The organism is Veillonella parvula (assembly GCF_048309325.1).
Taxonomy (GTDB): Bacteria; Bacillota; Negativicutes; order Veillonellales; family Veillonellaceae; genus Veillonella; species Veillonella parvula_T.
Genome location: NZ_DBFBTX010000005.1, coordinates 504056 through 527883, shown reverse-complemented (window position 1 = coordinate 527883; position 23828 = coordinate 504056). Strand labels below are relative to the sequence as shown.

Here is a 23828-nt window from a genome sequence, read left to right as displayed (position 1 = left end):
TCACACAAGTAGGAGTTTTATAATTGATGTCGAATATAAGGAGACTCAATGAATCAAGATACATTAAGAAAATATGCCCGTACATTATTACAATACGGCGTAAATTTACAACAAGATCAAACTTTAGTTATTTCTGTTGATGTGGAAAATAAAGACTTTGCAGTTATCGTTACAGAAGAAGCCTATCAATTGGGGGCTAAAGAGGTTGTTCTCAACTGGCGCTGTTCACCTATTGCACGTCAACGTTTAATGCATGCCAAAGAAATAGTCTTAGAAAAACCTGCTAACTGGATTCCTGAATTCTACAAACAATACATCGATGATAAAGCGGCATTCTTATCTTTAATTAGTGCCAACCCTAAAGCCCTTGCTGGCATCCCGACAGAACGTATTTCTTTACAGTCACGCAATTTAAACAAAGCCTTATCCTTCTATCACACAGCCATTATGAATTCTTCTGTTACTTGGTGCGTTGCTTCTGTGCCAACTGTTTTATGGGCAGATTTACTCGGTTATGAAGGTACCGATGAAGAAAAAATCGACCAATTGTGGGCAACTTTGCTTAAACTTTGTCGCATCGAAGGCATTGAGGCAAAGGATACATACCGTCACCACATGGCTAAATTACGCCGTCGTCGCGAAGCAATTAATAAACTAGACTTAAAAGCATTACGTTACACTTGTGAAAATGGTACTGACCTCTTACTAGAATTACCAGAAGGTCATATTTGGCAAGGCGGTGAAGAAGCGTCTAAAGATGGTACTATCTTCAATGCTAATATTCCTACCGAAGAAATTTTCTCTGCACCACAGTACAATGGTGTAAACGGCATTGTATATAGCACAAAACCTTTAATTTACCATGGCAATACGATTTCTGATTTCTCCTTCACTTTCAAAAAAGGTAAAATTGTAGAATACACTGCAAAAGAAGGTTATGAAGTACTAAAAGAATTAGTTGAGACAGATGAAGGCTCACACTACCTTGGCGAAGTTGCATTAGTTGATCATTTTAGTCCAATCAGCCAATCTAATCAAATCTTCTATGAAACATTATTTGATGAAAATGCATCATGCCATCTAGCAATTGGTGCCTCTTACCCTACATGCCTCAAAAACAGTGATGGTTTATCTGACGACGAATTAAAAGAACGTGGTTTGAACCACTCTTTAACACATGTAGACTTTATGATTGGTCATAAACATATGAATATCAAAGGCTACACTCGTGACGGCCAAGAAGTTGATATTATGATTGACGGTCGCTTACAAATATAAACATAAATAAAAGATAACGAAATCCCCCATATACAACTGTATATAGGGGATTTTAAAAGCAATTAAATTTTTATTACATTACAATGTAATATTCAATGTGCGGCCTGTAGGCTTGTATTCAATAATTTCTACACCTGCGGTTTTCAACATCCGTTTAGAAGCTTTAACCTCTTTCGTATCCTTATATAGGTCATCACGATAGATAACGGCCTTAATACCACTTTGAATAATGGCTTTCGCACATTCATTACAAGGGAAAAGTGTTACATATATTTTAGAACCTTCTAAAGAACCGCCCCGATAATTAAGTATGGCATTGAGTTCACTATGAACGGTATAAAAGTATTTATTATCATCCGCCGTATCGCGTTCCCATGTGAAATCATCATCACTACAATTTAAAGGCATCCCATTATAACCAATAGACAATATTTTATTATCATTGCTCACAATGCAGGCACCTACTTGTGTGTTTGGATCTTTAGAACGCTGTGCCGCTAAAATGGCAACACCCATGAAGTATTCATCCCAGGAAATATAATCGTTACGTTTTGCCATAGTTACCTCTCTTAAAAATAAGCCCCCATCTACCTATGTAGTTGGGGGCTTACATTATTAACCAAAAATATCATCATTTATATTTATTTAACAACGATATTTACAAGTTTACCTGGTACATAAATAACTTTTACAATGTTTTTACCTTCTGTAAACTCTTGAACACGGCTAGACTCTTTAGCCATAGTTTCTAATTCTTCTTTCGTAATATTTACAGAAACAGTTAGTTTATCACGAACTTTACCATTTACTTGCAATACTACTTCTACTTCGTCAACTACGAGAGCAGCGTCTTCGTATACAGGCCAGTTTTCAGTGTGGATAGATGTAGTTTCACCTAATTCATGCCACAACTCTTCTGTCATGTGAGGAACGAATGGTGCTAATAGAAGCAATAAAGAACGAATCAATTCATTAGCTAAGGCGCTATTAATTGTTTCTGCTTTGTCTTTATGTGCATACATAGCATTAACAAGTTCCATAATGGCTGAAATAGCTGTATTGAAGTTGAAGTTGTTATCGAGATCTTCCGTAACTTTTTTGATGACGCGGTGTAACTCACGACGCAAAGCAAATTCGTCTTTTGTAAGTTCACCAGTTACATTTTTCTTACCTTCTTCGTTGTACGCATCAACGATACGCCATACACGACCTAAGAAACGATAAGAGCCTTCAACGCCTTGATCAGACCAATCAAGGTCACGATCAACAGGAGCCGCGAATAAAATGAACAAGCGGGCAGTGTCTGCACCATAAGTATTGATGATTTCTTCTGGAGAAACTACATTACCTTTGGATTTAGACATTTTGCTGCCTTCTTTAAGTACCATACCTTGTGTTAACAAACCACGGAATGGTTCGTTAGATTCGATAAGGCCTAAATCGTGAATAACTTTCACAAAGAATCGAGAGTACAACAAGTGCAAGATAGCATGCTCAATACCACCGATATATTGGTCTACGTTCATCCAGTAGTTAGCAATTTTTTTATCGAATGGAGCTTGGTCATTTTTAGCATCTGCATAGCGCAAGAAATACCAAGAAGAATCGATAAATGTATCCATTGTATCTGTTTCACGACGTGCAGTACCACCACATTTAGGACAAGTAGCATGCATAAAGCTTTCAGATGTAGCCAATGGAGATACGGCACCAGATTCAAATGTAACATCCTCTGGCAAGCGTACTGGCAACTCTTCTTCAGGAACGAGTTGTTCACCACATGTTTCACAGTATACTACAGGAATTGGCACGCCCCAGTAACGTTGACGAGAAATCAACCAGTCACGCAAGCGGAAATTGACTTTCCCTTCACCAATACCGCGTTCATTAAGAGCAGCTGTAATATTTTTACGAGCCACTTCAGATGTTTGGCCGTTATAATCGCCAGAGTTAACTAGAATGCCATCTTCATGATACCATTCTTGCCATTTTTCAAGGCTATATTCTTCGCCTTCACAAGCTACAACCTGTTTAATTGGCAAATCGTATTTATGAGCAAATTCCCAGTCACGTTCATCATGTGCAGGAGAACCCATTACAGCGCCTGTACCATAGTCTACTAATACATAGTTAGCAATCCAAACTGGAACTTGTTCGCCAGACATAGGGTTTACTGCATAAGAGCCTGTGAACATACCTTCTTTAGGTGCCTCTGTAGATGTACGGTCAATATCGCTCATATTCCGCATACGCGTAATGAAAGCTTCTAATTCAGCTTTATTAGGAGCGTTTTCAATGAGGCGTTCTACATATGGATGTTCAGGAGCCAATACTACATAGCTTACGCCATAAATAGTATCTACACGAGTTGTATACACAGATACGCGTTTATTAATGGATGGTACTTCAAAGGAGAACTCTGTACCTTCAGAACGACCAATCCAGTTTTTTTGCATCAATTTAACGCGTTGTGGCCAGTGATCAAGAGTATCCAAATCAGTTAACAAGCGATCTGCATATTCAGTGATGCGCAAGAACCATTGAGACAAGTCTTTTTTCTCAACTGGGTTATCACAGCGCCAGCAAGCACCGTCAATAACTTGTTCGTTTGCCAATACAGTATGGCAAGTTTCACACCAGTTTACTTTAGCTTCTTTTTTGTACGCTAAGCCTTTTTTATAAAATTGTTGGAAGAACCATTGAGTCCATTTATAGTAATCTTCTTTACATGTTGCTACTTCGCGGTCCCAATCATAGGACAAACCAAGTGCTTTTTGTTGCAATTTCATGTTCTCGATGTTATCAAGAGTCCATGTTTTAGGTGCTATGCCATGTTTAATCGCGGCGTTTTCTGCAGGCATACCAAAGGAGTCCCACCCCATTGGATGCAACACGTTGAACCCCTTCATTTTCTTGAAGCGAGCTACTACATCACCAATGGAATAGTTACGCACATGCCCCATGTGTAAATTACCAGATGGGTACGGGAACATTTCTAATACATAGTATTTTTCTTTAGATTCATCATATTCTGTTTTAAATGTATGGTTATTTTCCCAATACTGTTGCCACTTTTTTTCAATATCTTGGGCTACATACTTTTCGTTCATGTAGGGGCCTCCTCATATGGTCAACCTCATAGGTTGCCATTTTATAATTAATGTTTTTATTTTACTACGTACTGTAAAAGCAGTCAAACACTAGCGTTTTACGACTTGAATAGTTTTTATTAAATCATTTTTAGGGCTTGTATTTTGACCAGAACTATGACTAGTATATAAATCATTTTGCTCTTTAACAGTTTGTTTATTGTGTTCTTTTCTAGCTTTAGCCTCTTCTTCTAAGCGTTTTTTCTCAGCTTTTACTTTTTCAACTTCTTCTTTTGCTTTGCGTTTAGCAACTTCTTTCTCTTCTTTAGCTTTCCGTTTTGCTTCCGCTTTAGCTTCTTTTTCTTTTTGTTTTTCTTCTAAGCGCAATTTATAAGCATCAAGTTTAGACAACGGCTTAGCTTCTTCTACTTTAGGTTCTGGAACAACATGGTTAGCAGATTTAGGCATACCACGACCTAAATCTTTTTCTTGAATCATAGCAATCGTAGAAGTATCTTCAAACCCTTTACGCCATGCAGCAAACCCACCAAGGTGTAATTCTTTTACCAGATCAAGTTTTAATCCTAACGATGTATTATCTTCAAACCAAATACGATCTGAACCAGAAGCTGTTGGAATAGATAAATAATATAACTTTAATCGATCATCCCAAGTCATTTTATCCCTGTAATTAGCAAAGTAATTACTTGTATTCTTCATAGCCAATGTTTCGCTTTTAGCATAACCATTCGTGTCATGCCATAAGCGCATATAGAATGGTACGCCTAATATTAACTTTTGAGAAGGAACTTCAGATAGCATTCTTTCTGTATGGCTACGAACCCAAGGATAACTTGCAACAGGACCTGCAGTAGTACTCTTAGCCCAAGTTTCGTCATACGCCATAAGAACTACATAATCTACTGTATCTGCCAAAGCTTTACGGTTATACACTAATGACCATTCTGGACTATCAGAATAGCCAGTCACATCGATAGAAGTTTTAATATTATACTGATGTAAATGATTAGACAAATAAGCTACAAATGTTGTTAAACGATCACGGTCAGCATAATCAATGTTTTCAAAGTCAAAGTTATAACCATCAAACCCATATATATAGGCATATTGAACAAGGTTATGAGCAAATTTCTTCCATACCGATTGATCCGACAAAATACCACTTGTAAAATTAGAGTCAAACCGATTAGTAATTAACGGCCAAATATGATAGCCTTTATCCTTATACGCTTTCACATAATCAATATTTACATTTGAACTTGCTTCTAAACCTAAGCTATGCAATTTAAACCAACTTGGAGAAATAATATTATCACCACTCGTATTGAGTTTGGCCTGATACGGAATTCCCTCTGTTGTCCATGGATCAAAAGCCCAAGCCAATGGTGTTTGCAATGTATAAGGTGCTTTCACCGTAGATGCTTCTGGTGCAGGTCTTAAAATAAGTTGACCATTATTTTTTGTATAGCTAACACCCAGCATAGCTGGCTCAGACTCAATATCTACATAGGATATACCATCTTTTTTGGTAATGGGCAATTTAACAGGTTCACCTACGGCTGCAGGATTTAAAATAACCGTATCACCTTGTAATTCACTTTGTGGAACATATACTGTATATGCTGTTTTATATTGATTTGCTTCGTAATGACGTGTAGTAGTGGCTAAAAATTGATCTAATGGTACCAATACCTCTGCTTGTACGATTGTAGTAGATAATGCAGACATTACTAAAGCTGTTAATGATTTTATAATAGTAGATTTACGAATCATGTACTCTCCTAATTCTAGGTCCCATACTGGGATACAATACCAATCTCTATATTATACCATATTATATATAGTTCATCTTTTTTCTTGCATGAAGGATATATGTAATTTATAATTTAATTTATGTACTAATAAAAATTATCACATAAGGAGTTTTATATGCATCAATATTTATTTTTCATAGGGGACTTCCCTATTAGAGCCTATGGTACCATGTTAGCTTTGGCTATCATTTGTGGTGCCTCTGTTGCCTATGTACTTTTGAAAAAGGATGGCCGCGGTTGGCATGAACACATCATCGACTTTTCCATTACTGTAGCCGTAGCTGGTCTCATCGGTGCCCGCCTATGGGACGTATTCTTCTTTGATTGGGATTATTACGGTAATCATTTATTGGAAATTCCCTTTGTTTGGCAAGGTGGCATGGCCATTCAAGGTGGCGTAGTACTAGGCACAATTGCTGGCTATTGGTATCTTCGTAAAAACAAAATTGACTTTTGGGCTTTTGCTGATTTATTTGCTCCTGCATTGATTTTGGCTCAATCGGTAGGTCGTATGGCAAACCTTTTAAACGGTGATGCTTTCGGTCATCCTACGGGCGGTAATTATGGTATTATCTATCCTGAAAGTACCCTTGCCTACCGCACCTACGGAAATCAACCGCTTTGGCCTGCCGAAATATGGGAAGGACAAATCGATGTTCTTATCTTTGTAGCCCTTCTGTTATTTGGATCTTTCAAACATGCGAAGGGTCAAGTATTCGTACTATATGCCATTCTCTATTCTACGGCTCGTTTCTTCTTAGAGTTCTTACGTGGCGACTACATAAACTTAACGCTAGGTTTAAAATCTGCTCAAATGACAAGTTTAATAGCTATCATTATCGGTATCTGTGTATTCATCTATCTAGGCTATCTAGAAAAGAAAAATCAGGCTGTCATAGTGGCTACAGAACCAACTACAAAAACTAAAAAACGTAAATAAACAATACAGAAATACTTAACAAAAAAGTCCTATACTCATAGGTTTTACCTGTGAATGTAGGACTTTTTCTATTTAAACCTTAATCTAATAAATAATGTAATAAATAATGTAGTAAATAACAAATTATCTAATCAATTGATTTGTAAGGTTAATGTTTAAATATTATTTTTTGAAAAAAACTATTTATTAAAAGACTATTTCTTATAAAACTATTGCTTATATATTTTCTTTTACTTTTAACGCATCCAGATCTTCTAATGCACGATTTGCAATCAATGCATTTTTCTCTTTTTTCTTACGTACTTTTTGAGGCCAAGACTCCATGATGCCAAAGTTGACATTCATCGGTTGGAAATTAGAGCCTTCGTAGTTAGAAATATAGTGACTAAGGGAACCGATAGCCGTCGTCTTAGGAAAGTCAATAAATGGTTGTTCCTCTAAGTAACGGTCTACTTGTAGGCCTACCATTAGACCACTAGCAGCAGATTCCAAATAACCTTCAACGCCAGTCATTTGACCAGCAAAGAATAAACGCGGTTCCTTTTTAAGCTGGAATGCATGATTCAATAACTCAGGAGAGTTGATATACGTATTGCGATGCATAACACCATAACGGATAAAATCAGCATTTTCAAGGCCTGGAATCATACCGAATACACGCTTTTGTTCGCCCCATTTTAAATGAGTTTGAAAGCCTACCAAATTAAACATGGTACCTTCTTTATTCTCCTTGCGCAATTGTACCACAGCATAAGATTCCTCATTGGTGCGTTTATCCACTAAGCCCACAGGCTTTAAGGGACCATAACGCAATGTATCTTCCCCACGGCTCGCCATAATTTCTACGGGCATACAGCCTTCAAAGTAGATTTCCTTTTCAAAATCTTTTGGTTGTACGGCTTCAGCCGTTGTAAGCTCATGCCAGAACGCTTTATATTCTTCTTCGGTCATAGGACAGTTAAGATAATCCGCATCGCCTTTGTCGTAACGAGAAGCAGCAAAAACTTTATCGTAATTTAAAGATTCTGCCGTCACGATAGGTGCAGCAGCATCGTAAAAATAAAAGCCTGTTTCACCAGTTAAAGCTTTAATTTTATCTCCCAATGCTTCAGATGTAAGTGGACCAGATGCAAAGATAACAGTGCTTTCAGTAGGAATCTCCGTTACCTCTTCATGGTGAACTGTAATATTAGGATGGCCTTTTATCTTTTCCGTCACCATTTCACTAAACAAATGACGGTCAACGGCCAAGGCACCACCTGCAGGAACAGCAGTTGCATCGGCACATTCCATAATGATGGAACCAAGTCGACGCATTTCTTCTTTCAAAAGACCTACCGCATTTTCAATATTACTAGCGCGCAACGAGTTACTACATACGAGCTCTGCAAATTGATCTGTTTGGTGCGCAGGAGAACTTTTAACAGGACGCATTTCATATAAGTCTACATGAATGCCTCGGTTAGCGAGTTGCCAAGCCGCTTCAGAGCCTGCAAGGCCTGCACCAATAACGATAACATTTTTATGATTCAATTATAGTTTCCTCTTTTTTAGCTTTGCTAGACTTTTTAGATTCTTTTACAGACTCTTCACTAGCTTCACTCTTTTTCTTTCTTGTTTTCTTTGGTGGCCTAGTAGGACAAGTTTCATTGGAACAGAACTTTTTAACTGTACCATTTTTATATGTCTTTTCAACCATTATAGAACCACATGTTTCACAGAAATCATGAGTTGGCTTATCCCATAATGTAAAGTCGCATTGTGGGTATCGATTACAGCCATAGAAAATACGTCCACGACGAGACTTGCGTTCTACGATTTCCCCTTCTTTACATTTAGGACAAGTTACACCAGTTCCTACTGTAATAGGTTTTGTGTTTTTACATTCCGGGAAATTAGAACATGCTAAAAACTTACCATAGCGACCAAATTTATATACCATTGGACTATTGCAAAGTTCACAGATTTCATCACTTTCCATAGATGCAATTTCAATGCGATCTACATCACTTGCATCTTCTAGCTCTTGCGCAAAGACCTCGTAGAAATCAGATAATACTTTTACATATGTATCCTTACCAGATGCAATAGCATCTAGTTCTTCTTCTAGATCACGAGTAAAGCCAGTATTGATGATTTTTTCAAAGTATGCAATCAAGAAGTCTACCACCACAAAGCCTAGCTCTGTAGGCACGAATTGTTTATTCGTATTTTCCACATAGTTACGGCTTACGATAGTATCTAGAATTGGTGCGTATGTACTAGGACGCCCAATACCAAGTTCTTCTAATGTTTTGATGAGACTCGCCTCGGAGTAACGTGGAGGTGGTTGCGTAAAATGTTGTTCTGGCAACACCTCTACCGTATGGGCAACATCATTCTTTTTTAAAGCAGGTAATTGAGGTACATCCTCTTTTTTTGCATCTTCATAAACGGCACTGAAACCTGGGAAGATAACACGAGAGCCAGTTGCTTTAAATGTATAGTCATCTTTTACATTCAACTCTATCGTTGTGGATTCATTTTGTTGAGGCGCCATTTGGCTAGCCATAAAACGATTCCAAATCAACGTATATAGCTTAAGTTCATCACGACTCAAGAATGGTTCCACCATTTTAGGTGTTAACTCGAGAGATGTAGGACGAATCGCCTCATGCGCATCTTGTGCAGAACCCTTAGAGCCGTACACATTTGGTTTAGACGGATAATAGTCTTCCCCATAATTGCGAAGAATAAAGTCCTTAGCCATAGCTTGCATCTCTTTAGAGATACGCGTAGAGTCTGTACGCATGTATGAAATCAAACCCACGTGGCCATAGGAACCGATTTCAAGACCTTCGTAAAGATGTTGCGCAATCATCATGGTACGCTTAGCACCAAAGTTCAATTTACGCACACCATCTTGTTGCAAGGTAGATGTTGTAAATGGAGGTGCCGCTTTACGAGAACGCTTCCGCTTTTCAATATTAGTCACTACTGCATCTTCATTGCCAATAGCATCAACTATGGCTTGTGCATTACTTTCAGTAGTAATATCGATTTTTTCACCTTTAATATGGGTTAATTCCGCTGTGAAAGCCTCTTTTTTAGGCGTTTCAAAATTGCCTTCAATCGTCCAATATTCTTGTGGCACGAAAGCTTGAATTTCTCGCTCTCTTTCACAGATAAGTCGAACTGCAACGGATTGCACACGACCTGCACTAAGGCCCTTACAAACCTTTTTCCATAACAAAGGACTCAATTTATAACCTACGATACGGTCCAATACACGGCGTGCTTGTTGAGCATCTACCATGTTCATATCGATAGTACGTGGAGACTCCAAAGCCTCTGCTACCGCATTTTTAGTAATCTCATTGAACGTAATACGGCATGTAGACGTAGGATCCACATTTAGAATGTACGCTAAATGCCAAGAAATAGCTTCTCCTTCGCGGTCAGGGTCAGTTGCGAGTAATACGGCACTACTTTCATCAGCATAAGAAACAAGTTCATCAATAACCTTTTTACGAGTTACCAAATTGCTATAACGCGGCGTGAAATCATGTTCAATATCGATGCCCATTTGAGACTTTGGCAAATCTCGTAAGTGGCCCATACTCGCCTTTACAACGTAGTTAGGACCTAAGAATTTTTCAATTGTTTTAGATTTAGCAGGAGACTCTACGATAACCAAAACTTTGCCATCAGGATTATATACGCGAGGTTCGCGTTGCTCCGGTGGCACTGAAGTTTGTAGTACAGATTTATCCCGTACAATCCCCATTGGAGTAAGGACTTCCTTAGCTACCTTACGCTTTATCGTAGTACTTTCTTTCTTAGTATTTTTCTTTTTTGTGTCTTTACTAGTACTAGCTGCTTTCGGCTCGCCAATAACGATAGATCGTTTAATGGACAAGTATATCACTCCTAGTCATATTAATATAGCCTCTCGGCGGATGATTCTCTATAGCCCCTTCCATTTCTAACTCTAGTAATAAGGGCTGTAGTTGTTGTAATGGAATACGAGTCGCTTTCAAAATATCACTAACCGTAATACATCGATCATGAGGTATTTCACTCAATATTACACTCCTATCCACATTAAAGCTTAACATAGAGCACCCTTTTCTATCAACACTTTGACTAGAATTCCCTATTTGAACACTATCTTTTACACCTTTATTTTCATTATTCTTTGTTGGTAAAAGTTTCTGTTCACTATAAAAATATTCCCGCAATGTTAAATGATATTGTTCAACTACATCCTCATAACCAGTAAGTACATATGCACCATTTCTCATTAGAAATTTATTTCCATCAGCCGTATGGTCTAATAGATTACATGGTACTACAAATACATCTCGACCTTCACTAACCGCCATATCTGCCGTAATTAAAGAACCACTACTGGACTTGGCCTCTACTACAATAACACCTCTACATAATCCACTAATGATACGATTTCGAGCGGGGAAATGTTTAGCAGATGGTGGCGTACCAGGTGGGTACTCAGATACAAGCAAACCATTGTTTTGTAAGATTCGGTCAAATAATTTTGTATTCTCTCGTGGATATACTATATCTAATCCACAACCCATGACCACAATACCATACCCCTGACTAGCTAACAGTCCTTCATGACCATGTGTATCAATACCTCGTGCGCCTCCACTGACGATAATAGTGCTGTATTTACCGAGCTCTTTACCAAGCATTCTCGCCACATTCCTCCCATATAAGGAGCAACTCCGTGCCCCTACAAGGGCAATGCGATTTAATCGACCATCTAAAAGTGCTCGATTACCTCTCATAAACAAAATAGCTGGCGGATTATATATATGATTTAAAACAGACGGAAAGTCTTTGTCTAAAAAGGTAGTAAAATCCATCTTATATTCGTCTATTTTATGAATTATATAATCTAACTTTTCGTCCTTAGCCGATGATGCTATAGCGCGTTTATCAGCGGTAGAAATATGTGTATAAGGCTTTAAATTTTCAACCTTCTTAACGGCTTGCCAAGCATCATAGGGCGACCCAAAATCTTCTATGAAACGCCGTACATGTGTGGCTCCAACATTGTATAGACTTTGCAAGCCTGCAATATAAATATTGTCATCGTATCTAGTCATATAAACACCTGGTAATTCTTTCTATGTATATAAGCCTTAATTTTATATAAAACTAAACAACTACTTTTTCCAAATAAGAAACAAATAATTTATAAAACACTTACTTTATTAAACACTTACTTTATTTGCCAGTTCTAAATAACATTGCTTCAGAAATATGATGTGGTTCTACTTTTGGATTTTCTTCTAAATCAGCAATTGTACGAGCCACCTTTAATATGCGATCAAAAGCTCGTCCACTTAAATGAAAATGGTCAAATATATTGCCTAAAACACTCCAAGCCTTATCTGTAATATTGCATAGTTCACTAATTGCCTTATGAGGAACTGCTCCATTCGAATTAAAATCAAGACCTTTAAATCGTTTTTGCTGCATAGCAGTAGCCATGTTGACTTGTTGTCTCATACTTTCACTCGTCATATTTGAAGATGATGTATCTAACAGCTGTTCAAGGGTCGGTCTCTCAACGGGAATATGTAAATCAATACGGTCCATAATCGGCCCTGATAACCGTTGCTGGTAGTTTTTAACCATCGTTTCTGTACAGACACATTCCTTATGGGGATCATGGTAATAACCACAAGGACAAGGATTTGCCGCAAGAATACAAATAAAATTAGCTGGATATATATAATTTCCTTGAGACCGATTTATAGTAATAGTCCTAGACTCTAGTGGCTGTCGTAATGCATCGATTACTTGGCGTTGAAACTCAGGTGCTTCATCCATAAATAATACGCCTCCATGAGCTAGTGTTACCTCTCCAGGGCGCCCCTGTATCCCTCCACCGACCATACTAGCCAAAGTCGCCGTATGATGAGGATGTCTAAAAGGCCTAGATGTAACTAGCCCATTATCTCCCAGTAAACCTATTACATCTTGTATGCGACTCACTTCAACGATTTCATTCCAAGTCATAGAAGGCAATATGGTCGGTAATCGTTCGGCCATCATCGTTTTACCCCCACCTGGAGGTCCTATCATAATACAATGATGATGACCTGCAGCACTGATGAGCATGGCTCGTTTTCCTAACTCTTGACCTTGTACATCGCCAAAGTCAACTGTATATGTTTGATTAGATTTTATAGTTGTACTTTCATCCGTAACAGACAAATTAACACAATGATTACTAATTGTTGTTACGTGCTGTTTATTGATTGTATCTAGATTTTTATTGGTTCCCGTTAATGGCATAGACTCTAGAGACTCAAGAATTGATTCATGTTTATTATGATTATCTACATGTTCTGTTTTGATACTTACTTGTTTATTTTTATCAACTGCCTTTAGCTTAACTTGCTCCTCTAGAATAGTAATAATTTCTTGTAGTGAAGATCCACCATATATAATTAAACTTGGAATCGCCTGCAACACTTTACCATTTTCAATACTCGTATAAATTTTTGAATAGTTAGCTTCTAATCCCGCTAGCGACATAGCTAAAGTCCCAAAGGTTGGTAATAGCGAACCATCTAACGCTAATTCTCCCATAAACAGACTCTTATCAAATAAAGCCGAAATTTTAGCTTTACGCCCCTTTATCTGTCCTGATGCAAGAAGAACCCCTAAAGCGATGGCTAAGTCAAGTCCAGCGCTACTTTTACGAATTGTAGCAGGTGCTAAATTGACTACGATACGTCTCATTGGGAATTCGTAGCCACTATTTTTAATGGCCGCTCGCACTCGTTCACGTGCCTCTTTAACCGATTGATTCGGTAGACCAACGATATCAAAAACCGGCAACCCTTGCGATATATCAACCTCTACAGTAATGATACATCCATCAATGCCGTGTAAGGTGGCTCCATATAGTTTTGCATACATAAGAAACCTCACTAAAAGCACTGCGGCAAATAATGAATAGAACTTTGAAAGTCCTCGTGAAGATATACCTCTATAACATCAAAGGATATTTCCTTCCAACGGCGCTTTTTTTGATTAAGATCATATAGAAACAACATTGCAGCTCTTTTAATATGCTTTTGTTTTTTCTTAGTGACTGCCTCACGTGCCAAACCATGTTGCATGCCTCGGCGAGCTTTTATTTCAATAAAATGATATACTAAATCCCGTTTAGCAATGATGTCGATTTCTCCTAACCGCGTTCGATAATTTGTATCTACTACTGTAAGTCCTAGTTTTTCAATATAATTGGTGGCTACCCGTTCACCCCATTTGCCCAATTCTTTTGAATCTAGCTCATTAAATGCTTTCCCAGTGCTAATTGTTTTCATATATACCTCCTAATAAGGTGTATCTGCGACAATAACCCATAAAATTTTTATATCTACACTATATTAATCTTTCAACAGGTAATACTTACTTGTAGAGTAAAACACGTAAGATGTAAAAGTAAATACAAAAAAGGTTCCTAATAGTCACATAGGTGACCAATAGGAACCTCTTTACGGTTATGAACTATATGCAATTATTCAGGCTTAACCCAATGCACGATAGATTTAATAGGCTCAAAGCTCTTACGATGAAGCGGTGTTACCCCTTGTTGTTCTACCGCTTCTTTATGAAGCTCAGTATAATATCCCTTGTGGATACCAAAACCATAGCCAGGGTATTCCTCATCGAGCTGTTTCATATAGCGATCTCGCGTAACCTTTGCAATAATAGATGCAGCTGCAATATTCGCACTTTTGCTATCACCCTTAACGATAGATTCTACAGGAATCGTTAAGTCTGGCAACTTCATGGCATCAGCTACTACTGCTTCTGCTGGTACACTAAGCGTGCGAATCGCCTCATACATAGCTTGACGCGTAGCTTCGTAAATATTGAGTTCATCAATTTTCTCTGGACCGTAGGAGATACAACTCACCGCTACGGCATCAGCCATAATGATATCATATAACTTTTCACGCTTTTCTTCTGTTAGCTTTTTAGAGTCATTAAGGCCAGGAATCAATGTCATAGGTGGCAAGATAACAGCCGCTACTGTTACAGGGCCTGCAATAGGACCACGCCCCACTTCATCTACACCAGCCACATGATAAATGCCTTGATCGTAGAACATTCCTTCATAGTCATACATGCCCATAAGGCGTTGCTGCTCTTTTAACTCTTTTTCTTGGCGCTTAATATAAGAAGCGGCTAATTTTTGTACAGAACTACGAGTATCCTCTTGAGCTAGCGATAATAGCTCTAAAGCTTGTTCAGTTTCAAAAAGAGCTTTAATATCTGCCACTTTTAACTTGGCGAATAATTCCTTATCCATTATGTGTATCCTCACCATCTTCAGGATAATATGGCTCTTCGTCTACCTTATCGAGAGTAATTGTACCTAGTTTAGTATTGCGGTAGTCTTGCAAGATAATGCGACGTGCTTTATCAAAATCTACTACGCCACCACTAACAAGACAGCCTCTGCGACGACCGATACTTTCAAGAATGGTATCAACATCTGTCATTTCTTCTTCTTTTAATTTATAACGTTCCACCAAAATATTAGACGTATTAGTCAATAAATGATTTAATAGCTGTTTCATTACATGCTCTAAATCGTAAACATCATCAGAAACGGCCCCCGTCATAGCGAGACGAGCCGCTGCGCGTTGGTCCTCTAATTTTGGCCATAACACGCCTGGTGTATCTAGCAATTCAAGGCTTTTACCGATTTTAACCCATTGTTGACCACGGGTATGACCAGCCTTATTAGCTGTACGCGTTGCTGCAGAGCCAGCTAAGGAGTTAATCAACGTAGATTTACCAACGTTAGGAATCCCTAAGATGATGGTACGTACAGAACGACTGCGAATACCTTTAGCTACCCAACGGTCTATGATAGGCTTGCTTAAACGCTCTACCGTAGATATTAACTTCTTATTACCCTTACCAGACTTAGAATCAATAGCCAATACAGTGATACCTTGTTTAGTAAAAAATTCAGTCCATTCCTTTGTGGCTTTAGGATCTGCTAAATCTACTTTATTTAACAGTATTATATGAGGTTTCTGACCAATAAGTTCAGTGATTACAGGGTTCGCACTAGAACGTGGAATACGGGCATCTAATAACTCGATAACTACGTCTACCTTTTTTATATACTCCGTAATCATACGAGTAGCTTTCGCCATATGCCCGGGGAACCAATGTACGATAGGTGAATCTGCCATAGTATATCCTTTCTACATACTCTATATACATCTCATAGAGATAATATTTAGTATATTTTATATTTATCTTTTTACAGCTCTATATTTCTCTATTATAACTCTTTAATTCATAGATTAATAAAATAGAACTATTCATATCTAATTTTAGCAAAAATAAAAGGCTGCCAACGGCAGCCTTTTATGAACATTAGCGTTTTTCGCGAATACGAGCAGCTTTACCAGTAAGGTTACGTAAGTAGTACAATTTAGCACGACGAACAACACCACGGCGCATAACTTCGATTTTAGCTAAACGTGGGCTATGAAGTGGGAATGTACGTTCTACACCTACACCGGATGCAATACGACGAACTGTAAAAGTTTCACGTACGCCACCGTTTTGACGTTTAATTACCAAACCTTCGAACACTTGGATACGTTCACGAGTACCTTCCACTACTTTTACGTGTACACGAACTGTGTCACCAGCACGGAATGTAGGGATGTCTGTACGAAGTTGTTCTTGTTCAAGTACGTTAATAATGTTCATTGTTTCCTCCTGTTTGCAGACATTCAATACCTACACCTTATAGGCAGCGGACTGTCTCAAATTAATAGCAATATAGTATCATAAATTACGTACTGTTAGCAAGTATTTTCTATATTATTTTAATAATCCAAATATTTTCGTATTATTTAAGTATAATTGGTCGTTTTAACTTACCTAATAATCGGTATAAATTCTCCTGATCTTCATCCGATAAATCAGAGAACATTACATTAAGAAATTCGTTATATGTATGTAAAAGAGATTTGCCTAACCGTTTCCCTTCATCTGTTAAAGTAACTACAGATATACGTTTGTCCATATAATCAATATGTTTAGTAACATATCCCAATTCAATGAGAATGTCTGTCTGCTCCGACACAGTAGCAGGACGCATATTTAGAGCATCTACTAACTGCTTTTGTGATGCTCCTTGGGAACGCATATATAATTCAATAATAATTCTATCACGAGACTTTTCTTTGCCGCTTGGCACCTTACATAAGGCTTTATATAATTCATCATGATTCATAATCATCTATCTCCTCATACAACTTTGTATATTATAAAGTATTCGCTATAGTCTCTAAAAATCCTGCATAAAATTTGCATATTCTTCGTAAAAGCAAAAAAGAGGTACGCATGGTACCTCTTCTCTTGTATATCATTGTAAAAATTTAAACTTTTACTATAATATATTATTTTAATGCGCTAATATCACCAATAATAGCCATTACACTGTATGCTAAACGAACGAGTTGTAAACGGTTAGCTTTAATAGCTTCATCTTTATCCATAACCATTACATCTTCAAAGAATTTGTTGATGGCTGGAACTAAAGTAGCTGGAACTGCCACGACTGCATCATAATCGCCAGCTTCCCAAGCAGCACTACTTGCTTCAGATGCTTTAGAAGCAGCTTCGAACAATTCTTTTTCAGCATCTTCTTTCAACAAATCGCTATTAACACCAGTATATTCCACATCTTTTACAAGATTGTACATACGAGTATAAGCTTGAACAAGTTCAACATTTTCATCGATGCGGTTAGCTAACAATGCATTTACAAGACCTTCAGCATCAGCAACGGATAATTCATTGTTAGACAACAACAAGTCGATTACATGATGAGGAACTTCGCGATCAAGGAAGATATTTTTCAAACGAAGCGTGAAGAACGCTTCTACTTGGCCCAGCAATTCGTCTTGTTTTTCAGCTGGTACATTAAGCAATTCCATAGATGCTTTGAAGATTGGACGCAGGCTGATATTCCATTCGCTACCAAGCAAGATGTTCAAGATACCAATTGTTTGACGACGCAATGCATATGGATCTTGAGATCCTGTAGGTATTAAGCCACGGCTGAAAGTAGCTACAATATTATCTACTTTATCGATGATGGACAATACTTTACCTGCTTCTGTTTGAGGCAATACATCACCTGCAAAGCGTGGTAAATATTGTTCGAAAATAGCTTCTGCTACTTCAGAAGATTCACCATCAAGTAAAGCGTATTCTTTACCCATTACACCTTGTAATTCAGTGAACTCTGTAACCATACCTGTTGTAAGGTCAGTTTTAGCTAGCTCTGTAGCACGTTCTAACACAACAGCTGCATCTTCGTGTAAACCACATTCTTCACCAAATACACGGCCCAATTTAAGTAAACGTTCAGTTTTATCTGCTAAGTTACCAAGACCTTCTTGGAATACAATTTTAGTCAAACCATCTTGACGGTCGATAAGAGGTTTCTTGCGGTCTTCGTTAAAGAAAAATTTAGCATCATCAAGACGTGCGCGCAATACACGTTCATTACCAGCTTGAACTACTTCGATAGAATGATCGGAGCCGTTACGAACTGTTAAGAACATTGGCAACAATTTGCCGTCTTGGTCAACCAATGGGAAATAACGTTGATGGTCTTTCATTGGTGTAATGATAGCTGCATCTGGAAGTGCCAAGTAGGACTCTTCAAAGCCGCCACACAATGCTGTAGGCCATTCAACAAGATAGTTGATTTCTTCTAACAAATCATCATCCCAAACGATGGATGCATTTTTAGAAGCTGCTATATCATGTAATTGTTTGGAAATCAATTCACGACGTGCGTCTTGATCAACCATAACAAAGTTTTCTTTTAATGTGTCTACATAGAATGATGCATTTTTGATAGTAATTTCATCAGCACCTAAGAAACGATGACCACGAGATACATTACCAGATTGAACAGTAGCAAACTCTACTGGAATTACCTCTTCATCAAGTAATGCTACAAGCCAACGTACTGGACGTACAAACTTAGCATCTAAATTACCCCAATGCATAGATTTAGGGAAGTTAAGGCCTGTAATCAATTGAAGCAACATTTCTGTAACGATATCTTTTGCAGGTACACCTGCAGTTTTAGTTTCTGCGTAAATATAACCATCTTCTACAACGAGATCTGCTACATCAAGACCTTTACCACGAGCAAAGCCGATAGCCGCTTTTGTAGCATTACCGTCAGCATCATAAGCGATGGACGCAGATGGACCTTTATGACGTTCACTGATTTCGGCAGATGTATCAGCAAGACCTTTAACGATAAGAGCCAAACGACGTGGTGTGCCGTATGTTGCGATGCTTTCAAAAGGAAGATGGGCATCATTTAATTTTGTTTCAGCCAATTGTTTCAATTGACCTAAGATATTTGGCATAAAGCCGGCAGGAATTTCTTCTGCACCGATTTCAAATAATAAATCCTTTGCCATCTTATTTATCTCCTTTCAAAAGTGGGAAACCTAATTCTTCACGTTTAGCAAGGTATTGTTGTGCACAAATACGAGCTAATGCACGTACGCGTCCGATGAAAGCTGTACGTTCGCTGATAGAAATAGCGCCACGGGAATCAAGCAAGTTGAATGTGTGGGAGCATTTCAATACATAGTCATAAGCTGGTAATACATAACCTGCACCGCAAACGCGTTTTGCTTCCGCTTCATACATATCAAACAATTTGAAGAGCATATCTGTATCTGCTAATTCAAAGTTATATACGGATTGTTCAACTTCGTTAGCATGCCAAACATCACCGTAAGTAACGTTTTCATTCCATTTAAGATCATATACGTTTTCTACGCCTTGAATGTACATAGCTAAACGTTCTAAACCGTATGTAATTTCAACGGACACTGGTTTACAGTCGATGGAACCAACTTGTTGGAAATATGTAAACTGCGTTACTTCCATGCCGTCGAGCCATACTTCCCAACCAAGGCCCCAAGCGCCCAATGTAGGAGATTCCCAGTTATCCTCAACAAAGCGGATATCGTGATCTTCAGCGTGAATGCCCAATGCAGCCAAAGATTGTAAGTACAATTCTTGGATATTATCTGGAGATGGTTTCACAATAACTTGGAATTGATGATGTTGGAACAAACGGTTAGGGTTATCACCATAACGACCGTCTGCTGGACGACGAGACGGCTCTACATAACATACAGCCCATGGTTCAGGACCAATAGCATGCAGGAATGTAGCAGGGTTCATTGTACCTGCACCTTTTTCGATGTCATATGGATTTTGAACGATACAACCTTGATCGCTCCAGAATTTTTGTAGATTTAAAATAATCTCTTGAAATGTCATTGCTGCCTCCACTTTACACAACCGACATAAAATCAACCATTTCGTTACAAACAAAAAAGTCCCTGTAACGAAAAACGTTACAGGGACGAGTATACCCGCGGTTCCACCCTATTTGGCTTGCGCCCTCTTTTTTCTATGTTGGCCTTTACTAACAGACATCTGCGTTCCTGCCAATGCTCTACAGCGCCTTCAACCAAATGTGAGCTTACACCATCCTCACTCGCTAGAGTGGTTTACTACTCTGCTTCATCGCATATATTATACACAATATTGTAGCAATACAGAGGGATTAATGTCAAATCCATTAAACAAAATAATTATTATAAAATTTCTAATTTATTTTCATTGAGCATTTTTATTTAAATAGATTTATAAAGCCAATCATTTTTATCAAATCTCTTAGGTTGTTTATTTGTTATTTCATCTATAATTAATTGTTCATCTTCTGTAAAATCATCAATAGAGGAATAAATATATAGTCTATCACCATATACTTTTTGGAGGCTATATATACTGCTATCATCAATACTATAAGCACCATCTATATGGGTAAAACCTTTATAATTCGGTAAAATCTTAATACTACCGTTAGGTAGAGTATTAATAATTAAAATTCCATAATCTCCATATGTATAAACATAAGGGTATTCAGCGGCAAAACCTTTAATATCTCGATTTAATCCTATTTTATATTTTTGATCAACAATAGAGTTTATAAACCACTGATATCTAAAAGAGTAACTAAAAATACCTAAAATTGATATCGATACTATGAAGGTAAGTATATAATATAAATATTTTTTACTCATTTTATAATCTTTCTCTAACAGATATTCCACTAACTGAAAACGGAATATCATGAACTGCCTAAAACAATAAAACTCAGTCTAAATGTATACCCCAAAAATATACTCCATAAATATAAAAACTAAACCGAATACTAATACAGCTAAAACAAATAATTATGAAAAAATACGCATCAAAAACCATCCTCTTTTTTCATACTCAGTTAGTGTTCCTGCTTTATCTTTACGCCATAAATTATAAGCACCTAAAACACATATTCCGAATATAAAAATAACATTAAAGTCCTCAATGAATTTAGGTAAACCAAAATATGATTCTATAAAAATACTTATTAAGAAATAATTTCCTATGAGTGCCACGAAGGTAACCTTCCATGTACCCCAATATTTAATCATAAGATAGTTAAAACCTAAAAGGAAAAATATATTTGCTATTTGTTTTTCCATTCATCTTCTTCCTCCTTAATATACTTTTTTATCTGATTAGTTTTTTCATCAAAGTATTTTCCTATCGTATTGTTTATTCCAAATCCAGCAGCACCAGTTAATAACAAATCTTTTGTAACATATGAAGTTAGATCGAGAACAAAATAGCCATTAAAAATAACAATATTGTAAGTAAAGAAAATAAATAATAAGTCCATTTATTATGACTATTTTTAAAAATTAGTGAAAACATGTATGTACTAAATGATAACAATAAAAACTCAATTAGGTGCTTAAATTCTTTATTTAAGGTATCTAAGAACTTTAAATCTGTAAAAAGCACAAATAAAAATATACCAAAACTAATCAGTCTATATTTTTCATTTATGTCCTTATTAGATCTTTGGATATATTGAATTACACTATAGGCAAATGCTAAAAACAAGGACATAATAGCAAAATAATATATTAATTTCATTGATTCTATTACACCTCATTTTTTACTTCTTCATCTGTCGTAATATTTTTACAAGGATTATATACTAAATTTATTATCTTGTATTAAAAAATAAGAAAGAATAAGAACCCCAAGATTAGAATAGGCAAGTTAGCTAATATAAAAGTTTTAATTAGATCTTTTTTTGAACCTTATTATCTGCATATCTATATTTATATATAATAACCCCAATAACTAATAGATAAAAAAGTAGTCCAACTACAAGTGAATTATTATAATACACTTCAAAAGTAATATATTTATAATCATATAATTGTTTCAAAACCAAAACTGTTATTATGAAAATTGCTATAGAAACAAAACCTTTTACCTGATTCTAATTACCCTGTTATAAAAGAATCTAATACGATATAGCAAATATATGAGCCCTAAAATTGTTACTATCTCAAACATAACTTATTCTCCAAATTTATTTAAGAATATACTTACCTATTCTCTTAACTTATTCTTAATGTTTATATCATTACTTGACAAGATTTATTCTATATTAAATGATTTTCGTAAAAGAATGTTATATAAATTTAATAGGCTTAATCCTCGATATAGTTAGAAATAATTAGACTCAGATAAAATACTTAGTTACAAAGCTAATCTATAAAGTTTACATTCCATAAATCAGTAAGATCTAGTAACCCAAGTATCACGATCATATCTTGGTTTGGAGTCCTTCTTAGTTATCTCAGATATAATCTTTCTTTCATCATCTGAAAATTGATCAATACTCTCTAAAATTATAAGTTTATCCTCATATGCTCTTTGCAAAGACTCTAAATTACCATCTCCTGGAGATTCAAATGTTTTACTAAAGCCTTTATGATTTGGGATAATTCGTACTGTTCCATAGGGTAATACGTTAACAACAACTATACCGAAATCTCCATTAGAGTATATATAGGGAAAATCCGTAGTAAAACCAGTCATATTTTTATTCAGCCCTGTATGTTTGCCATAATCTACGAGAGAGGATATAAATATTTGATATTCGTATATTCTAATTCCAACAAAAAGTAGAATAATTACTAGTAACGATAAAACTACTGTACAAGTTATCTTTATAAGCTTTCTAATGGGCATAAAAACTCCTTAATTCTTCTGATGTAAAGCTAATAAATCAACATCGTTATAAACTAATGTCAATAATTTATAGTTTTGATCTATTGAAAATGTTCCTTTAAGGCCACCTGCATCAACAAATGAGTAAGTATTATCATCAATTTTATAGAATTTACTTTCTAAGGGTACAAAATATTTATCTAATGCTAATCCGACCTTCTCTACCTCTTCTTCAGTACACCCTAACACATCTCGTACACGTTTAAAGTATGGCTTATGAACATTTTCTATTCTGTCTTCTATTATTTTATTAGTTTTTTTATATGTCTTAAATCTATAGATTAGATATAAGATAGCTAGTAGTAAAGCAAGATTCTCTTTCATAATCTCCTCTAAAAATACACTAATTTATACGTAAATATATAAGGAATGAACTTAAACAAGCCATTATAGTTATATAAATAAATTGTAAACCACCTACTAAAGATA

The 23828-nt window shown here is 36.6% G+C and carries 21 protein-coding genes; 2 read left to right on the top strand and 19 right to left on the bottom strand.

Annotation, left to right across the window (positions count from 1 at the left end; translation table 11 throughout):
* Positions 1-48 precede the first annotated feature (48 nt).
* Entirely contained in the window at positions 49-1278 is a 1230-nt protein-coding gene (locus ACMKPP_RS07260) for an aminopeptidase (protein ID WP_418369555.1), read from the top strand.
* A gap of 78 nt (positions 1279-1356) precedes the next feature.
* Here ACMKPP_RS07260 and ACMKPP_RS07255 read toward each other — a convergent pair whose 3' ends face one another.
* The 3 genes from ACMKPP_RS07255 to ACMKPP_RS07245 form a co-directional block, all read right to left on the bottom strand.
* Positions 1357-1836 (bottom strand): deoxycytidylate deaminase, encoded by a 480-nt coding sequence (locus tag ACMKPP_RS07255; RefSeq protein ID WP_004697136.1) that lies wholly within the window; start codon positions 1834-1836, stop codon positions 1357-1359.
* An 83-nt stretch (positions 1837-1919) separates the two neighbouring features.
* The gene (gene leuS, locus ACMKPP_RS07250; protein ID WP_418369554.1) at positions 1920-4388 is read right to left on the bottom strand and encodes a leucine--tRNA ligase; all 2469 of its coding nucleotides are present in this window, start codon (positions 4386-4388) and stop codon (positions 1920-1922) included.
* A 90-nt stretch (positions 4389-4478) separates the two neighbouring features.
* Complete coding sequence (locus tag ACMKPP_RS07245) at positions 4479-6161, bottom strand: glycosyl hydrolase family 18 protein (protein WP_418369553.1); 1683 nt, start codon at positions 6159-6161, stop codon at positions 4479-4481.
* Between the two features lie 156 nt (positions 6162-6317).
* On the opposite strand from ACMKPP_RS07245, the gene lgt reads away from it, so the two are divergent.
* Positions 6318-7142, top strand: coding sequence for a prolipoprotein diacylglyceryl transferase (gene lgt, locus ACMKPP_RS07240; RefSeq protein ID WP_418369552.1), 825 nt, complete (start codon positions 6318-6320; stop codon positions 7140-7142).
* A gap of 216 nt (positions 7143-7358) precedes the next feature.
* Here the strand turns inward: lgt and trmFO are convergent, their stop codons facing one another.
* The 16 genes from trmFO to ACMKPP_RS07160 all read right to left on the bottom strand — a co-directional run bounded on the left by trmFO (position 7359) and on the right by ACMKPP_RS07160 (position 23723).
* Positions 7359-8675, bottom strand: a complete 1317-nt coding sequence (gene trmFO / locus ACMKPP_RS07235; RefSeq protein ID WP_418369551.1) for a methylenetetrahydrofolate--tRNA-(uracil(54)-C(5))-methyltransferase (FADH(2)-oxidizing) TrmFO — start codon at positions 8673-8675, stop codon at positions 7359-7361.
* The gene (gene topA, locus ACMKPP_RS07230; RefSeq protein WP_418369550.1) at positions 8665-11040 is read right to left on the bottom strand and encodes a type I DNA topoisomerase; all 2376 of its coding nucleotides are present in this window, start codon (positions 11038-11040) and stop codon (positions 8665-8667) included. The genes trmFO and topA overlap by 11 nt, the downstream gene beginning before the upstream one ends.
* A complete protein-coding gene (gene dprA, locus ACMKPP_RS07225) occupies positions 11030-12256 on the bottom strand; it encodes a DNA-processing protein DprA (RefSeq protein ID WP_418369549.1) in 1227 nt (408 codons plus the stop codon). The genes topA and dprA overlap by 11 nt, the downstream gene beginning before the upstream one ends.
* A 121-nt stretch (positions 12257-12377) precedes the next feature.
* Positions 12378-14084 carry a YifB family Mg chelatase-like AAA ATPase gene (locus ACMKPP_RS07220; protein WP_418369548.1) on the bottom strand — a complete coding sequence of 569 codons (1707 nt, stop codon included), beginning with the start codon at positions 14082-14084 and terminating at the stop codon, positions 12378-12380.
* Between the two features lie 11 nt (positions 14085-14095).
* The gene (locus ACMKPP_RS07215) at positions 14096-14494 is read right to left on the bottom strand and encodes a YraN family protein (protein ID WP_295815886.1); all 399 of its coding nucleotides are present in this window, start codon (positions 14492-14494) and stop codon (positions 14096-14098) included.
* A 194-nt stretch (positions 14495-14688) separates the two neighbouring features.
* Positions 14689-15486 carry a ribonuclease HII gene (locus tag ACMKPP_RS07210; RefSeq protein WP_418369547.1) on the bottom strand — a complete coding sequence of 266 codons (798 nt, stop codon included), beginning with the start codon at positions 15484-15486 and terminating at the stop codon, positions 14689-14691.
* Positions 15479-16384 (bottom strand): ribosome biogenesis GTPase YlqF, encoded by a 906-nt coding sequence (gene ylqF / locus ACMKPP_RS07205; protein WP_418369546.1) that lies wholly within the window; start codon positions 16382-16384, stop codon positions 15479-15481. Before ylqF ends, ACMKPP_RS07210 begins: the two co-directional genes overlap by 8 nt.
* Positions 16385-16571: 187 nt before the next feature.
* On the bottom strand, positions 16572-16913 hold the full coding sequence (rplS, locus tag ACMKPP_RS07200; protein ID WP_004695921.1) for a 50S ribosomal protein L19: 342 nt from the start codon (positions 16911-16913) through the stop codon (positions 16572-16574).
* Between the two features lie 142 nt (positions 16914-17055).
* Positions 17056-17442, bottom strand: a complete 387-nt coding sequence (locus ACMKPP_RS07195; protein ID WP_418369626.1) for a MarR family winged helix-turn-helix transcriptional regulator — start codon at positions 17440-17442, stop codon at positions 17056-17058.
* 166 nt (positions 17443-17608) lie between these two features.
* Positions 17609-19660 carry a glycine--tRNA ligase subunit beta gene (gene glyS, locus ACMKPP_RS07190; RefSeq protein WP_418369545.1) on the bottom strand — a complete coding sequence of 684 codons (2052 nt, stop codon included), beginning with the start codon at positions 19658-19660 and terminating at the stop codon, positions 17609-17611.
* Position 19661: 1 nt separating this feature from the next.
* The gene (gene glyQ / locus ACMKPP_RS07185) at positions 19662-20537 is read right to left on the bottom strand and encodes a glycine--tRNA ligase subunit alpha (RefSeq protein WP_298633470.1); all 876 of its coding nucleotides are present in this window, start codon (positions 20535-20537) and stop codon (positions 19662-19664) included.
* Positions 20538-20896: 359 nt separating this feature from the next.
* Entirely contained in the window at positions 20897-21346 is a 450-nt protein-coding gene (locus tag ACMKPP_RS07180; RefSeq protein ID WP_315306903.1) for a hypothetical protein, read from the bottom strand.
* 153 nt (positions 21347-21499) lie between these two features.
* Entirely contained in the window at positions 21500-21790 is a 291-nt protein-coding gene (locus tag ACMKPP_RS07175) for a hypothetical protein (RefSeq protein WP_418369544.1), read from the bottom strand.
* Entirely contained in the window at positions 21775-21987 is a 213-nt protein-coding gene (locus tag ACMKPP_RS07170) for a hypothetical protein (protein WP_315306905.1), read from the bottom strand. Before ACMKPP_RS07170 ends, ACMKPP_RS07175 begins: the two co-directional genes overlap by 16 nt.
* Positions 21988-22901: 914 nt before the next feature.
* Positions 22902-23360, bottom strand: coding sequence for a hypothetical protein (locus ACMKPP_RS07165; protein ID WP_418369543.1), 459 nt, complete (start codon positions 23358-23360; stop codon positions 22902-22904).
* Positions 23361-23369: 9 nt separating this feature from the next.
* Positions 23370-23723 (bottom strand): hypothetical protein, encoded by a 354-nt coding sequence (locus ACMKPP_RS07160; RefSeq protein WP_418369542.1) that lies wholly within the window; start codon positions 23721-23723, stop codon positions 23370-23372.
* Between the last annotated feature and the right edge of the window lie 105 nt (positions 23724-23828).

Coding starts and splice junctions, on each gene's coding strand:
- ACMKPP_RS07255 (WP_004697136.1), bottom strand. CDS start 1,836: ATGGCAAAACGTAACGATTATATTTCCTGGGATGAATACTTCATGGGT.
- glyS (WP_418369545.1), bottom strand. CDS start 19,660: ATGGCAAAGGATTTATTATTTGAAATCGGTGCAGAAGAAATTCCTGCC.
- ACMKPP_RS07165 (WP_418369543.1), bottom strand. CDS start 23,360: ATGCCCATTAGAAAGCTTATAAAGATAACTTGTACAGTAGTTTTATCG.
- ACMKPP_RS07220 (WP_418369548.1), bottom strand. CDS start 14,084: ATGTATGCAAAACTATATGGAGCCACCTTACACGGCATTGATGGATGT.
- ACMKPP_RS07195 (WP_418369626.1), bottom strand. CDS start 17,442: ATGAATCATGATGAATTATATAAAGCCTTATGTAAGGTGCCAAGCGGC.
- ACMKPP_RS07260 (WP_418369555.1), top strand. CDS start 49: ATGAATCAAGATACATTAAGAAAATATGCCCGTACATTATTACAATAC.
- ylqF (WP_418369546.1), bottom strand. CDS start 16,384: ATGGCAGATTCACCTATCGTACATTGGTTCCCCGGGCATATGGCGAAA.
- leuS (WP_418369554.1), bottom strand. CDS start 4,388: ATGAACGAAAAGTATGTAGCCCAAGATATTGAAAAAAAGTGGCAACAG.
- ACMKPP_RS07175 (WP_418369544.1), bottom strand. CDS start 21,790: ATGGAAAAACAAATAGCAAATATATTTTTCCTTTTAGGTTTTAACTAT.
- ACMKPP_RS07160 (WP_418369542.1), bottom strand. CDS start 23,723: ATGAAAGAGAATCTTGCTTTACTACTAGCTATCTTATATCTAATCTAT.
- ACMKPP_RS07180 (WP_315306903.1), bottom strand. CDS start 21,346: ATGAGTAAAAAATATTTATATTATATACTTACCTTCATAGTATCGATA.
- lgt (WP_418369552.1), top strand. CDS start 6,318: ATGCATCAATATTTATTTTTCATAGGGGACTTCCCTATTAGAGCCTAT.
- ACMKPP_RS07245 (WP_418369553.1), bottom strand. CDS start 6,161: ATGATTCGTAAATCTACTATTATAAAATCATTAACAGCTTTAGTAATG.
- ACMKPP_RS07170 (WP_315306905.1), bottom strand. CDS start 21,987: ATGGACTTATTATTTATTTTCTTTACTTACAATATTGTTATTTTTAAT.
- glyQ (WP_298633470.1), bottom strand. CDS start 20,537: ATGACATTTCAAGAGATTATTTTAAATCTACAAAAATTCTGGAGCGAT.
- ACMKPP_RS07210 (WP_418369547.1), bottom strand. CDS start 15,486: ATGGATAAGGAATTATTCGCCAAGTTAAAAGTGGCAGATATTAAAGCT.
- ACMKPP_RS07215 (WP_295815886.1), bottom strand. CDS start 14,494: ATGAAAACAATTAGCACTGGGAAAGCATTTAATGAGCTAGATTCAAAA.
- rplS (WP_004695921.1), bottom strand. CDS start 16,913: ATGAACATTATTAACGTACTTGAACAAGAACAACTTCGTACAGACATC.
- dprA (WP_418369549.1), bottom strand. CDS start 12,256: ATGACTAGATACGATGACAATATTTATATTGCAGGCTTGCAAAGTCTA.